The 15240-nt window shown below is 74.4% G+C and carries 16 protein-coding genes; 7 read left to right on the forward strand and 9 right to left on the reverse strand.

Annotated elements, in window-relative coordinates; all coding sequences use genetic code 11:
• Nucleotides 1-228: 228 nt before the first annotated feature.
• Nucleotides 229-765, forward strand: a complete 537-nt coding sequence (locus ACGFRF_RS20940) for an HNH endonuclease (protein WP_358646822.1) — start codon at nucleotides 229-231, stop codon at nucleotides 763-765.
• A gap of 129 nt (nucleotides 766-894) precedes the next feature.
• On the opposite strand, the gene ACGFRF_RS20945 is transcribed toward ACGFRF_RS20940, so the two are convergent.
• The 5 genes from ACGFRF_RS20945 to ACGFRF_RS20965 form a co-directional block, all read right to left on the reverse strand.
• Nucleotides 895-1497, reverse strand: a complete 603-nt coding sequence (locus ACGFRF_RS20945; protein ID WP_393741985.1) for a hypothetical protein — start codon at nucleotides 1495-1497, stop codon at nucleotides 895-897.
• Entirely contained in the window at nucleotides 1494-2819 is a 1326-nt protein-coding gene (locus ACGFRF_RS20950) for a hypothetical protein (RefSeq protein ID WP_393741987.1), read from the reverse strand. Before ACGFRF_RS20950 ends, ACGFRF_RS20945 begins: the two co-directional genes overlap by 4 nt.
• Nucleotides 2819-3595, reverse strand: coding sequence for an ABC transporter ATP-binding protein (locus ACGFRF_RS20955; RefSeq protein WP_393741989.1), 777 nt, complete (start codon nucleotides 3593-3595; stop codon nucleotides 2819-2821). The genes ACGFRF_RS20950 and ACGFRF_RS20955 overlap by 1 nt, the downstream gene beginning before the upstream one ends.
• Nucleotides 3596-3698: 103 nt before the next feature.
• Entirely contained in the window at nucleotides 3699-4616 is a 918-nt protein-coding gene (locus ACGFRF_RS20960) for a zf-HC2 domain-containing protein (protein WP_393741991.1), read from the reverse strand.
• A complete protein-coding gene (locus ACGFRF_RS20965; RefSeq protein ID WP_393742138.1) occupies nucleotides 4613-5218 on the reverse strand; it encodes an RNA polymerase sigma factor in 606 nt (201 codons plus the stop codon). The genes ACGFRF_RS20960 and ACGFRF_RS20965 overlap by 4 nt, the downstream gene beginning before the upstream one ends.
• Before the next feature lie 251 nt (nucleotides 5219-5469).
• On the opposite strand from ACGFRF_RS20965, the gene ACGFRF_RS20970 reads away from it, so the two are divergent.
• From ACGFRF_RS20970 to ACGFRF_RS20985, 4 genes are all read left to right on the forward strand, one after another.
• Nucleotides 5470-5715, forward strand: a complete 246-nt coding sequence (locus ACGFRF_RS20970; protein WP_393741993.1) for a hypothetical protein — start codon at nucleotides 5470-5472, stop codon at nucleotides 5713-5715.
• On the forward strand, nucleotides 5716-7848 hold the full coding sequence (gene malQ, locus ACGFRF_RS20975) for a 4-alpha-glucanotransferase (RefSeq protein ID WP_393741995.1): 2133 nt from the start codon (nucleotides 5716-5718) through the stop codon (nucleotides 7846-7848).
• Between the two features lie 191 nt (nucleotides 7849-8039).
• Nucleotides 8040-8315, forward strand: a complete 276-nt coding sequence (locus tag ACGFRF_RS20980; RefSeq protein WP_393741997.1) for a hypothetical protein — start codon at nucleotides 8040-8042, stop codon at nucleotides 8313-8315.
• Nucleotides 8316-8435: 120 nt separating this feature from the next.
• Complete coding sequence (locus tag ACGFRF_RS20985) at nucleotides 8436-8591, forward strand: hypothetical protein (protein WP_393741999.1); 156 nt, start codon at nucleotides 8436-8438, stop codon at nucleotides 8589-8591.
• Between the two features lie 26 nt (nucleotides 8592-8617).
• Here the strand turns inward: ACGFRF_RS20985 and ACGFRF_RS20990 are convergent, their stop codons facing one another.
• The gene (locus tag ACGFRF_RS20990; protein ID WP_393742001.1) at nucleotides 8618-9115 is read right to left on the reverse strand and encodes a MarR family winged helix-turn-helix transcriptional regulator; all 498 of its coding nucleotides are present in this window, start codon (nucleotides 9113-9115) and stop codon (nucleotides 8618-8620) included.
• A 143-nt stretch (nucleotides 9116-9258) separates the two neighbouring features.
• On the opposite strand from ACGFRF_RS20990, the gene ACGFRF_RS20995 reads away from it, so the two are divergent.
• Nucleotides 9259-10203 carry an EamA family transporter gene (locus ACGFRF_RS20995; protein WP_393742002.1) on the forward strand — a complete coding sequence of 315 codons (945 nt, stop codon included), beginning with the start codon at nucleotides 9259-9261 and terminating at the stop codon, nucleotides 10201-10203.
• Between the two features lie 156 nt (nucleotides 10204-10359).
• On the opposite strand, the gene pepN is transcribed toward ACGFRF_RS20995, so the two are convergent.
• Entirely contained in the window at nucleotides 10360-12936 is a 2577-nt protein-coding gene (pepN, locus tag ACGFRF_RS21000) for an aminopeptidase N (protein ID WP_393742004.1), read from the reverse strand.
• A gap of 112 nt (nucleotides 12937-13048) precedes the next feature.
• On the opposite strand from pepN, the gene ACGFRF_RS21005 reads away from it, so the two are divergent.
• Nucleotides 13049-13525 (forward strand): DUF1203 domain-containing protein, encoded by a 477-nt coding sequence (locus ACGFRF_RS21005; RefSeq protein WP_393742006.1) that lies wholly within the window; start codon nucleotides 13049-13051, stop codon nucleotides 13523-13525.
• A 73-nt stretch (nucleotides 13526-13598) separates the two neighbouring features.
• Here the strand turns inward: ACGFRF_RS21005 and ACGFRF_RS21010 are convergent, their stop codons facing one another.
• The gene (locus ACGFRF_RS21010) at nucleotides 13599-14618 is read right to left on the reverse strand and encodes an aspartate-semialdehyde dehydrogenase (RefSeq protein WP_393742008.1); all 1020 of its coding nucleotides are present in this window, start codon (nucleotides 14616-14618) and stop codon (nucleotides 13599-13601) included.
• Between the two features lie 120 nt (nucleotides 14619-14738).
• A complete protein-coding gene (locus ACGFRF_RS21015; RefSeq protein WP_393742010.1) occupies nucleotides 14739-15029 on the reverse strand; it encodes a hypothetical protein in 291 nt (96 codons plus the stop codon).
• Nucleotides 15030-15240 lie beyond the last annotated feature (211 nt).

Consider the following 15240-nt stretch of genomic DNA (forward strand, 5'->3'; position numbering starts at 1 on the left):
AACGGGGCATTGTGTGTGCCCCGCGCGGATCCGCCAAGGACAGGTGCAGGAGAGACGCGACTCACCCCGGCTTGAACAGGCCGTGATCCGGGGGATGTATCGGATGTGGTCGAAAACACTCCCAGCCCGTTACCGGGACATGGTGGCGCGGTCACCAGGCATGAGGGGAGACTGACTGCAGATCGTCCCGGCGCGAGCCACGCGCCGCCGACGCCCAAGGAGGCACCCGTGCCGCATGTCCTGGTCCTCAACGCGTCGTACGAGCCGCTCGGCGTCGTACCGCTCCGCCGCGCGCTCGTCCTCGTCCTGGAGAACAAGGCCGTCTCCCTCGAGGAATCCGGCGCCTATATGCACAGCGCGACCGTCACACTCCCCGCCCCCAGCGTGGTCCGGCTCAAGCGTTTCGTACGGGTCCCGTACCGCGGACCCGTTCCCCTCACCCGACGGGCGCTCTTCGCGCGCGACGGGGGCCGGTGCATGTACTGCGGTGGCGTCGCAACCAGCGTCGACCACGTCATCCCGCGCAGCCGCGGGGGCAAGCACGTCTGGGACAACGTGGTGGCCTCGTGCCGCCGCTGCAACCACGTCAAGGCCGACCGCCATCTCGTCGAGCTGGGCTGGCGGCTGCGCCACAAACCCGCCCCGCCCAGCGGACTGGCCTGGCGCATCATCGGCACCGGCCACAGGGACCCGCGCTGGCTGCCCTACTTGCAGCCGTACGGCGCGGATGACGCCTTGGCCCGGATCGACGGCATCTCCGCCTAGATCCGGGCCCGTGTGTTCGCGCCTGCGAGAGGAGGCGGCGGGGGGTGTCCGGCGGCTGGTCGCGCCCACGCGGCGCAGCCGCACGCCGGTACCGCCCCGCGCCGCCGGGGGCGGTACCCGCCCCGGTACTCAGCCGCGGGGCCCCTCGGGGCGGGCGCCGCGTACCGCGTACAGCGCGGCGCCCAGCACGAACGCGACCAGCGCCGCCGCCCAGGCACCCACCTGCGCACCCGGCTGCATCGGCCACGCCCACACCGTGACCGCGCGCCCCCGCGCCCCCGCCGAGGCCAGATAGACCGCGGTGACGTAACCGAAGGCGGGCAGCCAGCTCAGCCGCGCGCCGATCAGCACGGCCGCCGCCGCCGTGACACCCGTGCAGCCGAGCGTGTTGCGGATCACCGCCGGGGGCCCGAAGACCTCCGGATGCCCGAGCACCGCCAGCGGCAGCAGCGCCGCGGCCAGCGCCGTCAGCGCCCCCAGCTGCACCAGCCGCCGCGGCCACCAGGGCCGTACCGCCGTCCGGTCCAGTTCGTCCGACGCCGTGTACAGGCTCGAACCGATCACGGCGGCCGCCAGCAGGGGAGCCAGGGCGACGACCGGCACCCTGCGGTCCGGGTCCAGGTAGGCGTCCAGACGGGTGGCCGCCCAGACCGCGAAGGCGGTCGTGCCGACGAGGGCGGCCAGCGTGGCGGGCAGCGCACGGGAGCGGGCGTACAACAGGAGACCGGTCACAGGGACGGCACCCCCTTCGCGTCACAGCCGCTCCGGGCCGCGAAGTACGCGGACAGCCACTCCCGGCGCTCCCGCGCGTCCATCCCGGCCAGCCGGGCCCGCGTCGTGCTGCGCTCGCGCAGCTCGGCTCGCCGGGCCGCGCCGCCCCGGGCGTCGGCCTCGTCCTTCGTCCGCACCGGGCTCGGCGCCAGGTAGGCCTCCACGGCGTCGTCCGCCGCGAGCACGCGGTCGGTCAGCTGCTCCGGGGGGCAGTCACCGCGCGCGCTCAGCATCACCACCGCCTCCCACGCGTACTGCTCGGGATCGGTCAGCCGCCCGCGTACGAGGTACCAGCCGAGCGGCGTCAGACCCGGCAGCCGGGCCTCGTCGGCGTGCGGGCCGCCGTCCCGGTCCGCCCAGCGCACCGGCAGGTTCCGTACCCCCTCCAGCTTGTCCGTGACCCCCGACAGGGCGTCCCTGACCTGCGGGAGCACGCCCGCGTACCGGGCGTTGACGCAGATCGCCGGGGTGGTGGTGGTGTCGCACACCTGCCGGCGGGCCAGCGGGTCGGGGTGCCACAGACCCTCCCCGGTCTGCACGAGCAGCGCGCCCGCGGACACGGCGGCCGCCAGCGGCAGCACGGCCGTCACCCGGCGCCGGGCGGCGTACGCCAGCGCGGCGGTGAGCGCCAGCCCGCCCGTCCACACGGCCGTCGCCCACGGCTGCCAACACACCGGCAGCTCGCTGCCCACGACCGGGAAGGCCGGGTCGAGGGGGATGCCGGAGCCCGAGCGGGCGCAGACCCCGAGCCCCACGTACCCGGCCATCGCCAGCAGTGGGGCGGCCAGCCGCGTGGGCACCACCCGCCCCACCACGTGCCCGGCCACCGCGGCCGCCGCCAGGGCCACCGTGTCCCCCGGCAGCAGGGCGAGGTGCGGCCGGCCCCCCCGGGAGCAGGGCCAGGTGGCGAGCAGGGCCAGGCCCACCGCGACCAGGTGACCGACGGCCACCCAGAGCGCGACCGGCAGGGCCGAGACCAGGAACCGGACGAGCGGCGCCCGTACCACCGTCCCCCACAGCTCCGCGGTACGCCGCCGCCGCTCCCGTCCGCCCTGCCAGCAACCCGCGGCGGCCGCCAGCGGCACGGTGATCAGCAGCGCGTTGTGCACCTCCGCGACGGTCTCCGCCCAGCCGCCCTGCCAGCGCGCGGAGGAGCCGGCCAGCAGCACCCCGAGCGTGAGCAGGACGGCGGCCCCGGCCAGGGGGGCGAAGCCGCGGACGGCCTCGGCGCGCAGGGGGTGCGGGGCCCGGGTGGCCGTCTTCGGTTCGGCTACGAGCGTCATCACACCGCCTCCCGGACCCCGGCCGCGCGGTGGGCGCGCAGCGCGGCCGTGTAACCGCGCTCGATCGGGTGGTCGCCCAGGCCGTCGGAGGCCTCGCCGAGCAGGGTGAGCGCCTCGGGCGTGCCCCGGTAGGCGATCCGGCCCCCGTCCAGCAGGGTGACCTCCGTGCAGGCGGCGGCCACGTCCTCCACCAGGTGGGTGGAGACCACGACGGTCGCCGTGGTGCCCAGCTCGCGCAGCAACTCCCGGAACTCCACGCGCTGCTCGGGGTCCAGCCCGGCCGTCGGCTCGTCCAGCAGCAGGACACCGGGGTCGTTGACGATGGCCTGCGCGATGCCGACGCGGCGGACCATACCGCCGGACAGCGTCCTGACCTTGGCGTCGATGCGGTCCGCCAGGCCCACCCGGGCCACGGCCCGCTCCACGGCGGCCGGGACCCGCTCGGCCGGCAGTTCCTTCAGCCAGGCCACGTACGCCACGAACTCCCGCACGGTGAAGCCCGGGTAGTAGCCGAACTCCTGCGGCAGATAACCGAGCCGGCGCCGCACCTCGGCCCGGCCGCGGTGGTCCGCGACGTCCGCGCCGAGCAGCTCCACCCGCCCGGCGTCCGGCCGCGCCACTGTGGCCAGCACCCGGATCAGGGAGGTCTTCCCGGCCCCGTTCGGGCCGAGCAGCCCGTGCACACCGGTGTCGAGGCCCAGGTCGACGGAGTCGAGCGCGAGGGTCTTGCGATGCCGGACGCACAGGCCGGTCACGCGCAGGGAAGTAGAAGTCAAGATCTCTCCAGGAAAGAGCACCGCCGAGGGCGGTCGCGGAGCACCGCCGGTGGCGGTGCGGGAAGGCGTGGACCGGGTGCCGAGGTGAGAGGGCCGTGCGCCGTCACCCGCGGAGCGGGCGGTCGTATGCGGGGCGGCGGGCCGCCAGCAGGACCGCGCTCAGGACGGCCGCCGCCGCCCAGGCGCCCTGCGCCCCGGCGCCGCCGAGGCAACGGGAGAGCTGCTCGGCCAGCCGTGCGGTGGCCTCCCCGCCCGGCGCGGCGGGCACCGGGGCCAGTACGGCGCACAGCCAGCCCCCGCCCGTCAGCCCGGCCGCCGTCCGGCAGCCGACGAAGGAGGCCAGGGCCAGCGTGCCCAGCGCCAGGGCCAGCCCCGGCAGCAGCCAGGCCGCGGCGGCCGGGGCGCCGGAGGCGGGCAGCAGCAGACCGGTGAGGGTCAGCAGCGGCAGGCTCACCGCGAGGACGGCGACCGTACGGGTGAGCGCGAGCCGCAGCCCACCGCCCGGGGTGGCCGCGGCGATCTCGTGCACCGGGTCGGCGTGCGGACCGTAGGACAGGGCGACCCCGGCGACCGGCACGACCGGCGCGACCGCCAGCAGCAGCGCCCGCGCACCGGGGAAGCCGGTCCCGTACGCCAGGGCCAGCGCGCCGGCGGCCACGACGAGTACGGCGGGCAGCCACGCCCCGCGCACGGCGGGCCCCGCGGCCCACAGCAGGCGGGCGAGCCGGGACGTCACGGGGGGCGTGCGCGGGCGCGTCAACCGCGCGGGAGGTGTGTCCGGGCGCACCTGTCGTCCAGGGGCCGCCACCGGCACCGCGGTCAGCACCGCGTCCCGCACCTCGGCGAGCACCGCCCCGGCCGCCGTGCCGCGCACCGCGTCCGACACCCGGGACGCGCAGCCCGCGCAGCCCTCCACGTGCTTCTCCAGGGACCACGCGTCCGGCTCCGGCAGCACGCCCTCGGCATAGCGGGCGGCGAGGTCGGCGCAGACGTGCCAGATGCGCGCGTTGCCGTCGGTCATGCCGTGCCTCCCAGCGGGGACGGGTGCGAAGGGGCGAGCGCCACCCGCAGTTCGGCGCGGGCACGCCGGGCCCGGGACTTGACCGTGCCCTCGGGTATGCCGAGCAGCCGGGCCGCCTCACGGGTGCTCAGCCCGTCCACGACGGTCGCGCGCAGCACCTCGCGCAGCTCGGGGGAGATCCGGTCGAGGGCGGTGCCGACATCGCCGTACTCCAGTCCCGTCAGCACCCGGTCCTCCGCGGACGGCGCGGCGGGCTCGTACCGGGCGGGGGAGCCGGACTCCAGCGGCGGGCCCGCGAACCGCGCGACCCGCTCCTGCGCCCGCCGCGCGTCGACCAGGCGGCGCGCCGCGATCGTCCACAGCCAGCCGCCGGCGTCCTCCCCGCGGTGCCCGGCCGCCGACCGCCACACCGTGACGAACGTGTCCTGCACCACCTCGCGCACGACCTCGGGGTCGGCGCAGCGCCGCGTCAGCCGCGCGTGCAGCCATCCCGCGTGCCGGTCGTACAGGGTGGCCATCGCGGCCGCGTCCCCCGCGGCGACGGCCCGCAACAGCGCCCCGTCCGCGCCGGCACCGTCGTCCTTCTCCCGCTGGCCCCCCATGGGGCGGAACAGTCTCACAACCCGTCTATCGATCACCGGGACGGCGGCGGATCACGGCCACTCCATCAGGTACTCCGGCAGCGCTCGAGAGTGCCGACGCCGTCACTGGGTAGGCCTGCCCTAACCCGTCGGATGCCGCACCGCCCGGCACCGCACCGACCGACGCCTCGAGCGACGCATCGACCTACGCCTCGCCCGCCCCCCTGACCACCGATCGCCCCACCGATCGACACACCGACAAGGAGGCCCTCGTGGCCGCACCGGCTCACCTTTCTCTCCCCGTCCAGTGGAAACCCGTGGCGGAGCAGTCCGCCGAGACCGACGAGGCGCGGCTGTGCGTCTTCAGCGCGGAGAGCGCGTGCGCGCAGGCGCCGCTGACCAGCGAGCCGCCGCTGCCCGATGCCGAGCCCCTGACCAGTGAACCCCCGCTCGCCGAGGCCGCCCCGCTGACCAGCGAGTCCGACCCGGTCCCGGACTTCTTCGCCCCGGGGGTGTAGATGGCCGCGGCGCACGACGACGCGGAGCCGCCCCGGACGGCCGGTGAAGAGCCGCCCCGGACGGCCGGCCGCGAGTTGTCCCGGCTCGCCGAGCTGCACGGGGTCGCCACCTCCTACAGCCCCGCGCCGGACCGTACCGTCGCGGTCCCCGCCTCCGCCGTGGTCGCCGCCCTGGCCGCCCTCGGCGTCGACGCGGGCACCCCGGACGCCGTACGCGCCGCGCTCGCCGCGCGGGAACGCGAACTGCGCGAGCGCCTGCTGCCGCCGACGGTGGTCCAGTGGGCAGGCGCCGAGCCCCCCGCCGCGCTCACCGCCCTGCCCGCCGGCACCCGGCTGCGCGTCGAGACCGAGGAGGGGGAGGAGCGGGACGGGACCGCGGATCTCCCGCTCGGCGTCCACCGGCTGACCGCGCACGCGCCCGACGGGCGGACCGGCCAGGCCCACCTCGTCGTCGCCCCCGACCGGCTGCCCGCCCCGCCCGGACGCTCCTACGGCCTCCTCGTCCAGCTGTACTCCCTGCTCTCGCGCCGTTCCTGGGGCATGGGCGACCTCGGTGACCTCGCCGAGCTGGCCGGCTGGGCCGGACGCACCGCCGGCGCCGGATTCGTCCAGGTCAACCCGTTGCACGCGGCCGTACCCGGTGCCCCCACCGACCCGTCCCCGTACCGGCCCAGTTCCCGCCGCTTCCCCGACCCCGTGCACCTGCGGATCGAGGAGATCCCCGAGTTCGGGTACGTCGAGGACCGCGAGCGTCTGCACACCGTGCTGGAACGGGCCGAGCGGCTGCGGGCCACCGTCCTCGACAAGGGCGCCCTCATCGACCGGGACGCGGTGTGGGAGCTGAAGCGCGAGGCGCTGGAACTGGTCGCGCAGGTCCCCCTCGGACCCGGCCGCCAGGCCGCCTACGACGACTTCCGCGCCGCCCACGGCCAGGCCCTCGACGACCACGCCACCTGGTACGCCCTCGCCGAGGTCCACGGCTCCGACTGGCACCGCTGGCCGGACGGGCTGCGCGACCCCCGCTCGGCCGCCACCGCCCGCGCCCGCACCGAACTCGCCGACCGCGTCGCCTTCCACACCCGCCTCGCCTGGCTCACCGACGGCCAGCTCCGCGCCGCCCAGCGCGCCGCCCGCGAGGCCGGCATGCCCGTCGGGATCGTGCACGACCTCGCCGTCGGCGTGCACCCCGTGGGCGCCGACGCCTGGGCGCAGCAGGACGTGTTCGCCGCCGGCACGTCGGTCGGCGCCCCACCGGACGCCTTCAACGCCCGTGGCCAGGACTGGGGCCTGCCGCCCTGGCGCCCCGACCGGCTCGCCGCCTGCGGCCACGCCCCCTACCGGGACCTCCTGCGCGCCCTGTTCCGCTACGCCGGCGCCCTGCGCATCGACCACGTCATGGGCCTCTTCCGGCTCTGGTGGGTGCCCCAGGGCAGCCCGCCCACCGAGGGCACCTACGTCCGCTACGACGCCGACGCCATGCTCGCCCTCCTCGCCCTGGAGGCCACCCGCGCCGGAGCGGTCGTCATCGGCGAGGACCTCGGCACCGTCGAGCCCGGCGTGCGCGAGACGCTGCAGCGGCGCGGGGTGCTCGGCACCTCCGTGCTGTGGTTCGAGCGCGACTGGGAGGGCGACGGCCACCCGCTGCCGCCCGAGCGGTGGCGCGCCGACTGTCTGGCCACCGCCACCACCCACGACCTGCCGCCCACCGCCGCCCGGCTCACCGGCGACCACGTCGACCTGCGCGACCGTCTCGGCCTGCTCACCCGTTCGGCGGCCGAGGAACGCGCCGAGGCGGCCGCCGACACGGCGGAATGGCTCGCCCTGCTGGGCAGCCTCGGCCTGCTGGACAGCCCGGCGGCCGGACCGCCCGGCTCCGACGAGGAGGAGGAGATCCGCGCCGTCCACCGCTTCCTGCTGGGCACCCCGGCCCGCCTGGTCGGCGTCTGGCTGCCCGACGGCGTGGGCGACCGCCGCCCGCAGAACCTGCCGGGGACCTGGGACCTGTACCCCAACTGGCGGCTGCCGATCGCGGACCGGGAGGGCCGCCCGGTCCCGCTGGAGGAACTGGTGGCCTCACCACGGCTGCGGGCCCTGCTGGAGGTACTCCGACCGTCCAGCCCGTCCGGCGCTTGAGGAGGAGGCGGTTCGACAAACCGTTCAAGCCGGGGCCGGGGGCGGGAGCCCCCGGTACGGCGGCGGCCCGGTACGGCGGCGGCAGCGCCCGGCGTGGCGGCGGGAGCACCAGGTACCGCGGCGGCAGCGCCCGGTACCGGTAAGGCACCCCGGGCGCGCGGCCCCGACGACGGTTCGCTAACTTGATTTCCGTGGACAAGAAGAACGCCCTGCGCGCCGGCGCCCTGGCCGCCGGTACGACGCTGATGATGCTGCTCATGTCGTCCCCCGCGCTCGCGCTGACCCGCGACGACGGCGACGACCCCGGCCCCGGCCTGAGCGTCATCCAGACGCTGGGCCTCTACGTGCTCCTCCCGGTGGCGCTGTTCGCGGTCATCGCCGGCCTGGTCATGGTGCTGGACAGGTCCCACGCCAAGAAGGACCGCACCTCGTCCAACATCACCGTCAAGTCCGAGGCCAAGGCCTGACCGCAGGTCCTGTCGCCGGGGGCGCCTGTCCTCCCGTCGGTACGCGCGCACGCGTACCCGGGTGAGGTCGGCGCCCTCGGCGTTTTTCCCGGCCGCGCCGATCAGGGGCGTGGTGCGGCCGTGACGCGCTGGGCGAGCGACCGCCGTGCGACCGTGCCGGTGCGCCCCGGCGGATACGCGGCCTGGGTCGCCGACACTGCCACCCCGGCCGAGATCGAGACGGCCGTGGCCCGCCACCTCGGCCCCGAGAACCGGTTCCGCGAGTCGGCCGCCTGACGCCCGGGCTTCCGCGCCCGGCTCGGCTACTTCGCGGTCGAGCCCAGCAACTCCCGCAACAGGTCGGCCAGTTGGCCGGCCTGTTCGGCGTTCAGGGTGTCCAGGGCGTCGCGCTGTTCGGCCAGTCCGGCACCGACCGCCTCGTCGATCACCCGCAGGCCCTCCTCGGTGAGCGTCACCTGCAGGGCGCGCCGGTCGTGCGGATCGGGGGAGCGGCGCAGCAGTCCGGCCCGCTCCAGCTTGTCGAGGCGGCCGGTCATCCCGCCGGTGGTGAGCATGAGGGTGGCCGACAGCTGGCGGGGCGAGAGGGTGTGCGGTTCGCCGGCCCGGCGCAGGGCGGCCAGCACGTCGAACTCGCCGCGGGAGATGCCGTAGGGCTCGTACGCCTTCTCCATCCGGTCGCCCATGGCGCGCGCGAGCCGGAAGACACGGCCGAAGACCTCCATCGCCCGGGTGTCGAGGTCGGGCCGCACCCGTGCCCACTGGTCGATGATCGCGTCGACGGGGTCCTTGCGCTGCTGCATGTGCCGAGTATGCGTCCCCTTCCGGTCGCACGCAAGAAAGTGACTTGACTCTAAGTAGCTTAGGGCTAAGCTATTTGAGAGAGGCCTTGGACCGACCTCCCCGCCGACTTCATGCCTGCCTCGGATCCCGAAGGGTGCTTCCCATGGCCGCCGGCCGCGCCACCCGCCCCGCCGCACTGGCGGCCCTCACCGCCCTCGCCCCGGTCTCCTGGGGCACCACCTACGCCGTCACCACCGAGTTCCTGCCGCCGGACCGCCCCCTGTTCACCGCCTTGGCGCGAGCCCTGCCGGCCGGTCTGCTGCTGCTCGCCGTCACGCGGGTGCTGCCGCGCGGCCTCTGGTGGGCCAAGGCGGCGGTGCTGGGCGCGCTGAACATCGGCGCGTTCTTCCCGCTGCTGTTCGTGTCGGCGTACCGGCTGCCCGGCGGGATGGCCGCGGTCGTCGGCTCGGTCCAGCCACTGTTCGTCGTCGGTCTGTCCGCGCTGCTGCTCGGGCAGCGGCCGGCCGCGCGCACGCTCGCCACCGGGCTCGTCGCCGCGTTCGGCGTCAGTCTCGTCGTGCTGAAGGGGGCCGGTGCCCTGGACACGGTCGGGGTGCTCGCGGCCGTCGCCTCCACCGCCTCCATGGCCGCCGGGACGGTGCTGACCAAACGGTGGGGCCGTCCCGGCGGGGTCGGTCCGCTGGCCCTCACCGGCTGGCAGCTCACCGCGGGCGGGCTGCTCATCGCCCCCCTCGCCTTCCTGGCCGAAGGCGCGCCGCCCGCGCTCGACGGTCCTGCCGTCGGCGGCTACCTCTACCTCGCCCTCGCCAACACGGCCGTCGGCTACTGGCTGTGGTTCCGCGGCATCGGCCGGCTCACCGCCGTCCAGGTCGGCTTCCTCGGTCCGCTCTCCCCGCTGACCGCGGCCGTCGTCGGCTGGGCGGCCCTCGGCCAGGCGCTCAACCCGGTGCAGGTGGCGGGCATGGCGCTCGCGTTCGGGGCGACGCTTGCGGCGCAGCTCGGCGGCGGGCGGCGATCGTTCAGTTCCACTCGAAAGAGCGGTCGACGAGATTCGATGGACCTGACAGGTCCGGCGCTGCGACGGTAGGGGCGCACCGGCCCCACCCCCAGCGAAGGGAACCCCGTGGCCGCCGTCCCGCACAGGCCCTACGGAACGCGTCCGCCACGCGCGGGCGCGCGCGGGCAGCACCGCGCGCGCCCGCGAAAGGGCGCCCGGTGCGGCACCGGGCGCCCTGCCGGCGCCCTACTCGGCGGCCGCCGCGTCCGCCGCCTGGGCCCTCAGGGCGCGCTCCACGCCCGCGCGGGACTCCGAGACGAGGCGGCGCAGGGCCGCGTTCGGCTCGGCCGAGGACAGCCAGGTGTCCGTCTTGGCCAGGGTCTCCTCGGAGACCTGGACCGCCGGGTACAGGCCGATCGCGATCTGCTGGGCGATCTCGTGCGAACGGGAGTCCCAGACGCCCTTGAGGACCTCGAAGTACCGGTCCGTGTACGGCGCCAGCAGCTCACGCTGGTCGGTCTGCACGAAGCCGCCGATCACGGCCTCCTGCACGGCGTTGGGCAGCTTGTCGGACTCCACGACCGACGCCCACGCCTCCGCCTTGGCCTCCTCCGTGGGACGGGCCGCGCGGGCGGTGGCCGCGTGCCGCTCACCGGCCGCCGTCCTGTCCCGCTCGTACTCGCCCGCGATCTCCGCCTCGTCGAACCGGCCGACCGCCGCGAGCCGCTGCACGAACGCCCAGCGCAGCTCGGTGTCCACGGCCAGGCCCTCGACGGTCTGCGTGCCGTCCAGCAGAGCCTCCAGCAGGTCCAGCTGCTCGGGGGTGCGCGCGGTCGCCGCGAACGCCCGCGCCCAGGCCAGCTGGTGGTCGCTGCCCGGCTCGGCCGCACGCAGATGGGCCAGCGTGGCGTCGGTCCAGCGGGTCAGCAGGGACTCGCGAGCCGCCGGGTCGGCGTACAGGTCGATCGCCAGCTTGACCTGGCGGTGCAGGGACTGCACGACGCCGATGTCGGACTCCTTGCCGATACCGGACAGCACGAGGGAGAGGTAGTCGCGGGTGGCCAGCTCGGCGTCCCGCGTCATGTCCCACGCCGACGCCCAGCACAGGGCGCGCGGCAGGGACGCCTCGAAGTCACCGAGGTGCTCGGTGACGGTCCGCAGCGACTCCTCGTCCAGGCGGACCTTCGCGTAGGACAGGTCGTCGTCGTTGAGCAGCACGACCGCCGGGCGGGGCTTGCCGGTCAGCTGCGGTACGGCGGTCAGCTCGCCGTCGACGTCCAGTTCGATCCGCTCGGTGCGCACCAGCTTGCCGGAGCCGGCGTCGAGGTCGTACAGGCCGATCGCGATGCGGTGCGGGCGCAGCGTCGGCTCGCCCTTGGCGCCGGCGGGCAGCGCCGGGGCCTCCTGGCGGACGGCGAAGGAGGTGACGACCCCGTCGGGGCCGGTGGCGATCTCGGGCCGCAGGATGTTGATGCCGGCGGTCTCCAGCCACTTCTTCGACCAGGTCTTCAGGTCACGGCCGGAGGTCTCCTCCAGGGCGCCCAGCAGGTCCGACAGGCGCGTGTTGCCGAACGCGTGCGCCTTGAAGTAGGCCTGCACGCCCTTGAAGAACTCGTCCTCGCCGACGTAGGCGACGAGCTGCTTGAGCACGCTCGCGCCCTTGGCGTAGGTGATGCCGTCGAAGTTGACGAGCACGTCGTCCAGGTCGCGGATGTCCGCCATGATCGGGTGCGTGGACGGCAACTGGTCCTGCCGGTACGCCCAGGTCTTCATCGAGTTGGCGAACGTGGTCCACGAGTGCGGCCACTTCGAGCCGGGCGCGGCGGCCTGGCAGGCGATGGAGGTGTAGGTGGCGAACGACTCGTTCAGCCACAGGTCGTTCCACCACTCCATGGTGACCAGGTCGCCGAACCACATGTGGGCCAGCTCGTGCAGGATCGTCTCCGCGCGCACCTCGTACGCCGCGTCGGTCACCTTGGACCGGAAGACGTACTGGTCACGGATGGTGACCGCGCCCGCGTTCTCCATGGCGCCCGCGTTGAACTCGGGCACGAAGAGCTGGTCGTACTTCTTGAAGGGGTACGCGTAGTCGAACTTCTCCTGGAACCAGTCGAAGCCCTGCCGGGTCACCTCGAAGATCGCGTCCGAGTCCAGGAACTCGGCGAGCGAGGGCCGGCAGTAGATGCCGAGCGGCACGGACTGCCCGTCCTTCTCGTACACGCTGTGCACCGAGTGGTACGGGCCGACGATGAGCGCCGTGATGTACGTCGAGATGCGCGGCGTCGGCTCGAAGCTCCAGACGTTGTCCTTCGGCTCCGGCGTCGGCGAGTTGGAAATGACGGTCCAGCCCTCGGGCGCCTTCACGGTGAACTGGAAGGTGGCCTTCAGGTCGGGCTGCTCGAAGGAGGCGAAGACGCGGCGGGCGTCCGGGACCTCGAACTGGGTGTAGAGGTAGGCCTGCTCGTCGACCGGGTCGACGAAGCGGTGCAGGCCCTCGCCGGTGTTGGTGTAGGCGCAGTCGGCGACGACCCGCAGGATGTTGCGCCCCTCGAGCAGCCCCGGCAGGGCGATCCGGGAGTCCTTGAAGACCTCGCCGGGGTCCAACTGGTCGCCGTTGAGGGCCACCTCGTGGACGGTCGGGGCCACCAGGTCGATGAACGACTCCGCACCGCCGCGGGCGACGTCGAAGCGCACCGTGGTCACGGACCGGTAGGTACCGCCCTCCTGCGCGCCGGAGAGGTCGAGATCGATCTCGTACGAGTCAACGGTGAGCAGCTCGGCCCGCTGCTGCGCCTCTTCGCGAGTCAGGTTTGTGCCAGGCACGCGGTCATCTCCTCGTTATGTGTCGGTTGCGTCATCCTTCCATGGGATCGACGGGGAACGCGATGTCCGGTTCCCGCCGGTGAGCCCGGCGCCGGGACGGGACGCTGGCGACATGACGACCTACACCGCACGCCCCATCACGGCCGGGGTCCTCGAGGAGCTGCGCACCGCCGACGACGCCGGCCGTCCCCCGCTGCCCTTCACCGACGAGGAGGGCGGGGCACCGCTGCGCTGCTGTCTGCGCCACAGCGTGCCGGGAGAGCTGATCGCCCTGGTCAGCTACGCGCCGTTGCGCCGCTGGGCGGCCGGGACGGGCGCCGATCCCGGTGCCTACGACGAGCAGGGCCCGGTCTTCGTCCACGCCGAGGAGTGCCCCGGCCCGGCCGGCGACGCCCTGCCCTTCACCCGCAGTCACCGCACGGTGCGCCGCTACTCGGCCGACGGCCGCATCCTGGGCGGCCGCCTGGTCGAGGACCCCTCCGGCTTCGAGCCGGCCTTCGCCGAGGCCTTCGCCGACCCGGAGGTGGCGCTGCTGCACGTGCGGGCGGTGGAGTACGGGTGCTTCCTGTACGAGGTGCGGCGGGGCTGAGGCTTCTCCCCGGCCGGCAGTGACACCGAAGGGGCGGCCACGTGATCGCGGCCGCCCCTTGCGTACCCCTGCGCTACTTGGCGGACAGTTCCGCCGCCACCAGCTCCGCGATCTGCACCGCGTTCAGCGCGGCGCCCTTGCGGAGGTTGTCGTTGGAGATGAACAAGGACAGGCCGTGGTCCACCGTCTCGTCGCGGCGGATGCGGCCGACGTACGACGGGTCCTGGCCGGCCGCCTGCAGCGGGGTCGGGATCTCGGAGAGGGCGACACCCGGGGCCTTCGCGAGCAGCTCGGTGGCGCGCTCGGGGCTGACCGGACGGGCGAAACGGGCGTTGACCTGGAGGGAGTGGCCCGAGAAGACGGGGACGCGCACGCAGGTGCCGGAGACCTTCAGCTCGGGGATCTCCAGGATCTTGCGGGACTCGTTGCGCAGCTTCTGCTCCTCGTCGGTCTCGTTCAGACCGTCGTCGACGATGTTGCCGGCGAGGGGGACCACGTTGAAGGCGATGGTGCGCTTGTAGACCTGCGGCTCCGGGAAGTCGACCGCCCGCCCGTCGTGGGTGAGCTTGTCGGCCTCGGCGGCCACCTTCTGCACCTGGCCGTGCAGCTCGGCCACGCCCGCGAGACCGGAGCCGGACACCGCCTGGTAGGTGGCGACGATCAGCGCCTCGAGGCCGGCCTCCTCGTGCAGCACCTTCAGCACCGGCATCGCGGCCATCGTGGTGCAGTTCGGGTTGGCGATGATGCCCTTGGGGCGGTCGGCGATCGCGTGCGGGTTCACCTCGGAGACGACCAGCGGGACCTCGGGGTCCTTGCGCCAGGCGGAGGAGTTGTCGATCACGACGGCGCCCTGGGAGGCGACCTTCTCGGCCAGCGCCTTGGAGGTCGCGCCGCCCGCGGAGAAGAGCACGATGTCGAGGCCGGTGTAGTCGGCGGTCGCCGCGTCCTCCACCGTCACGCCGTCCAGGATCGTCCCCGCCGAGCGGGCCGAGGCGAACAGGCGCAGCTGGTCGAGGGGGAAGTTCCGCTCGGCGAGGATCCTGCGCATGACCGTGCCGACCTGGCCGGTGGCTCCGACGATTCCTACCTTCACGGCGACTCCTCTGCGTGACGTGCGTGTGCGTGCCCAGGGCGACCGGGGCCCCTTCCATCATGCGGGGGACCCCGGCCGGTGTGTCCAATCGTTTGCCCAAGGGATGGACGGGCACTCGGGTCAGTCGATCATCTCGATCGTCCACTCGCCGATCGCGCGGACGTGCAGGATTCCTTGCGAGACGCGGTACGGGCCGGAACTTGCGGTGACTTTGTGCCGGGGGAACAGGTTTTCGTCCAGCTGGAACAGGTGCTGGATGAGGGCCGTGGAGACGAACGACACCTCGGTCTCGGGCCCGGTGTGACGTACGACTCCGTACCCGGTGCCCTGGGTGCGCCTGCCCGGCACGGGGGCCTCGCCGAACGGTGCCGGTTCCGGCCGCCGGCTCGTGTTCTGGGGGGCGCTGACCATCACGAAGCAGGAACCGCCCGGATCGACCCGGACGGGACCGAGGGCGCGGCGGCGGCGGTCGCCGACGTCTGCGATGACCGCCGATCAGCGGCGCCTCCTCCTCGGGCAGCAGCCGCAGCGTCCACGCGCCCGCGTGCTTGATCGACGAAGAGATTCCGGAAACCGGGTCGAACGTTTCCGTCTCCCCCCGCGTCCTAGGGGAAACGCGGCG

Source organism: Streptomyces sp. NPDC048521, assembly GCF_043199855.1.
Lineage (GTDB): Bacteria > Actinomycetota > Actinomycetes > Streptomycetales > Streptomycetaceae > Streptomyces.